Annotated in this window: 1 protein-coding gene; it reads left to right on the top strand. The window is 68.1% G+C overall.

All coding sequences use genetic code 11. The features are described 5' to 3' along the window. Positions 1 to 878, top strand: an 878-nt coding sequence (gene pgi / locus H5J33_RS36485; protein ID WP_181798958.1) for a glucose-6-phosphate isomerase, incomplete at both ends; no start/stop codon positions are given.

Raw genomic sequence — 878 nt, forward strand, 5'->3', positions numbered from 1 at the left:
GTGGCCAAGCACTTCGTGGCGCTGTCGACGAACGCCGGGAAGGTCGCCGAGTTCGGCATCGACACGGACAACATGTTCGAGTTCTGGGACTGGGTCGGCGGCCGGTACTCCTACGACTCCGCGATCGGCCTGTCCCTGATGATCGCGATCGGTCCGGACCGGTTCCGGGAGATGCTCGACGGCTTCCATCTGATGGACGAGCACTTCCGCACCGCGCCCGCCGAGGCCAACGCCCCGCTGCTGCTGGGTCTGCTGGGCATCTGGTACGGCAACTTCCACGACGCCCAGTCGCACGCGGTGCTGCCGTACTCGCACTACCTGTCGAAGTTCACCGCCTACCTCCAGCAGCTGGACATGGAGTCCAACGGCAAGTACGTCGCCCGTGACGGCAAGCGGGTCGACTGGCAGACCGGGCCGGTGGTCTGGGGCACGCCCGGCACCAACGGGCAGCACGCCTACTACCAGTTGATCCACCAGGGCACGAAGCTGATCCCGGCGGACTTCATCGGGTTCGCCGAGCCGGTCGCCGAGCTCGGCGCCGAACTCAAGGCCCAGCACGACCTGCTGATGGCCAACTTCTTCGCCCAGACCCAGGCGCTGGCCTTCGGCAAGACCGCCGAGGAGGTCCGCGCGGAGGGCGTGCCCGAGGAACTCGTCCCGCACAAGACCTTCCAGGGCGACCGGCCCACCACGACGGTCCTCGCCCGCGCGCTGACCCCGTCCGTGCTCGGCCAGCTGATCGCCCTCTACGAACACAAGGTGTTCGTCCAGGGCGCGGTGTGGAACATCGACTCCTTCGACCAGTGGGGCGTGGAGCTGGGCAAGGTCCTCGCCAAGCGGGTCGAACCCGCGCTCACCGAGGGCGCCGACGTCCCCGG

This window comes from Streptomyces sp. WELS2 (assembly GCF_013870595.1).
Lineage (GTDB): Bacteria > Actinomycetota > Actinomycetes > Streptomycetales > Streptomycetaceae > Streptomyces.